Here is a 2,998-nt window from a genome sequence, read left to right as displayed (position 1 = left end):
GAAACCGGCGCCGATCCCGATGCCCAGGGCGGCGCGGCCCTCCGAGAGCACGTCGAGCCTGGTGATCCTCTTGGCCAGCAGCTCCGGTTCCCGGTATCCGGCCGAGGTCACCAGCGCGAGCAGCTCCGCCCGCTCGGTGGCCGCGGCCAGATAGCCCAGGGTCGTGTACGCCTCCAGCATCTCCTGCTCGGAGGCGCCCACGATCCCGATCTGGAACAGGTGGTCCATGACGGCGATCCGGCGGAAGCCGAACTCGTCCGCGCTGCGGGCGAGTCGGGCCACATGGCGTGCGATGCCCGCCGGGCCGCCGGGCTGGGTGAAATCCGCGATGGCGATGCCTAGGTTCATGCGGGCCTTCCGTGATCCGAACCTGTCGCCATCGAGTATGCCGGGACCAGTATGTGCTTTGTCAAGCAAGGAAATTGAGTGGTCCGTCAGCCGCCGAGCGGCTGCGGCCGGCGCCGGCGGCGCACCTCCGACGAGGCGAAGACCGCCGAGATGCCGTGGACGATGCTGAAGAGACCGAAGACGGTGGCGAGCGAGACGGCACCGATGTCCGGCCGCACGAACAGGACGAACCCGAGCGCGACCGACACGAGGCCGGTCAGCAGGAACAGGGCGCGCTCACCCGCCGTCTCACCGCGCAGGAAGGCCAGGGCCACCTCCATGGCACCGGTCGTCAGGGCCCACGCGGCGACCCAGAGGGTGAGCACCAGGGCCGTGATGCCCGGCCACGCCAGGGAGCTGACGCCGGCCACGACCGACAGCACGGCCAGCAGCAGCCACCCCAGCACCGGACCCACCCGGTCGCTGCTGAAGGCGCGGACCCCGTCCATCACCGCGTACATGAACGCGTATATGGCGAAGAGGACGACGAACGCGCCGACGGTGATGCCCGGCCAGGATACGGAGACGATGCCGATGACGACGGCCAGCAGGCCGCGCCAGAGCAGCGCGTTGGGCGAACTGAGCAAGGTGACCTCCGTGAACGAGGGTGCCGCGGCGCCGACTTCCACCCCGGCCCGGAAAAACCGCGATGACGGGCACGGAGGCTAGCGGCGCGACGGCCCCGTGTGATCGGTCATTCGACTCATTCCGTTACTGCCCGATCGGCGGGCTTTGCCGCCCGGCCGGCCTCCTCGGCGGTGGGCATCGCCTCCAGCGCGCCACGGAGAGCGGCCCGCGAGGTGATCCCCAGCTTGGGATACACGCGGTACAGATGCGAGCCGACCGTGCGGTGCGACAGGAACAGCCGCTCGCCGATCTGCTTGTTGCTCAGGCCCGTTGCCGCGAGTTCGGCGATCTGCCGCTCCTGGGCGGTCAGCGGCTCGGGCGCCGCGTCGGACCGGGCGGTGACGGAGACGCCGGTCGCACGCAGTTCGGCCGCGGCCCGCTGTGCCATCATCGCGGCGCCGATCAGGTCGAACGTCTCCAGGGCCGCACCCAGTTGCACCCGCGCCCCGGCCATGTTGTGGGTACGGCGCAGCCATTGGCCGTACGCGAACCGGATGCGCGCGTAGTCCCAGGGCCAGCGGGAGGCGTCCGGAAGGGCCAGGGCGGCCTCGAACAGCCCGGCGGCCTGCGCGTCGTCGGCGGCCACGGCGGCGGCCCCCGCGGTGATCAGCTCGATCCGGGGCCCGATCCGGGGCAGGCCGGCCTCCTGGGCGGCGCGGACATGCGCCCGGGCGTCCTCCAGATGGCCGGTGCGGACCGCCGCCTCCACGAAGTCCAGCACCATCCACCGGCCCGGCACCCCGGGGGTGGGGGCACCGGGCGGGCCGATCCGCGCCGCCTGGGCGAGCGCCTCCTCGTAGTCGCCCTGCCCGATGGCCGCGAGGTTGCGCGCCGACCGCGCGTACCCCTCCGTCACCTCCATGCCGCGGGGCGCCGCCCACGAGGTGGTCTCCTCGCTGCGGCTGCGGGCGAGGTCGGCGTTGCCGCGCAGCGCCGCGCCCGAGGCCAGTACGGCCCGCAGCTGCCGCTCCCAGAACTGGTAGCCGTAGGCCGTCGCCAGGTCCAGCCCCTCCTGCGCGAGCCGTTCCGCCTCGTCCCACTGCCCGTGCACATAGGAGTCCTGGCAGAGCAGCAGCAGCGCCGGGATCACCATGCCGATCGCGCCGCCGTCGCGTTCCCGTTCGGTCATGCGCACCAGCAGGCAGCGGTGGTCGGCGAGGGCGTCCATGGCGACGGCGGCGAACCCCAGCGGCACGATCTGCCAGGGCGCCGCGTCCGTGGGCAGCTCCGCGAACGCGTCCGCGAGCCCCTCCCGGATCGCCTCGGACTTGCGGGTGGGGTCGACGTACGCGTCGTAACACAGCCGGAAGGGCGTGACCGCCTCCGGGGGGAACCGGGCCATCGCGGTGTCGAGCAGCTTCCACGGCTCGGATCTGAGGGTGTAGAGGCTGACCAGCAGCAGGGTGTACAGGATCCCGAGCCGGTCCCAGTCGCCCTTCGTGGCCTTGCAGGTGACGTCGTCCAGGGCCCGCGCCAGCAGCCGGTAGGCGGCGTCGACGTCGCCGTCGTCATGGGTGAGGAGGTGGGCGGTGGCGGCGAAGACCAGCCCGGTCGGGGTGTCCGGGGTCTGGCCGGCGTCGGCCAGCAGCCGGTTCACCTGGTCGAGTTGACCGGTCATGGTGGCGAGGAAGGCGGCCTCGACCAGGCGGCGGGAGCGGTCGACCGGGTGCGGGCTGAGCTCACCGGCGCGCACCAGCGCCGTGACCGCGGCGGACGCGGCGATCCGGCGCCGGTCGGAGACCAGCGCGCCGACCGGCGCCGGCAGCTCCGCGGGGGCGGCGCCGCCGCGCCGCCAGGCGGTCAGCGCCGCCTCGTCCAGCGCCCGCGCCACCGACTCGTCGGGCCCGGTGGCGGCCTCCGCGAGGTGCCAGGCGCGGCGCTCGGGATCGTCGGCCAGGGGGGCGGCCAGCGCCTCGTGCGCGGCCCGGGGGGCGCTCGGCGGGGCCAGGGCCACCACGGCCGTACCGATCAGCGGGGGGCAGAA

Annotated in this window: 3 protein-coding genes; all 3 read right to left on the bottom strand. The window is 73.5% G+C overall.

What is annotated here, in order from left to right; translation table 11 throughout:
* On the bottom strand, positions 1–348 hold a 348-nt coding region (locus KVT45_RS54795), incomplete at its 3' end, for an LLM class flavin-dependent oxidoreductase (RefSeq protein ID WP_217562569.1).
* A gap of 86 nt (positions 349–434) precedes the next feature.
* Positions 435–974 carry an HdeD family acid-resistance protein gene (locus KVT45_RS54790; RefSeq protein WP_217562567.1) on the bottom strand — a complete coding sequence of 180 codons (540 nt, stop codon included), beginning with the start codon at positions 972–974 and terminating at the stop codon, positions 435–437.
* Positions 975–1,090: 116 nt separating this feature from the next.
* Positions 1,091–2,998, bottom strand: a 1,908-nt coding sequence (locus KVT45_RS54785; RefSeq protein WP_217562565.1) for a LuxR family transcriptional regulator, incomplete at its 5' end; no start/stop codon positions are given.

Source organism: Streptomyces sp. GbtcB6, assembly GCF_019091475.1.
In the GTDB taxonomy this organism is placed as follows: Bacteria; Actinomycetota; Actinomycetes; order Streptomycetales; family Streptomycetaceae; genus Streptomyces; species Streptomyces hyaluromycini.
This window is presented reverse-complemented; position numbering and strand designations above follow the sequence as displayed.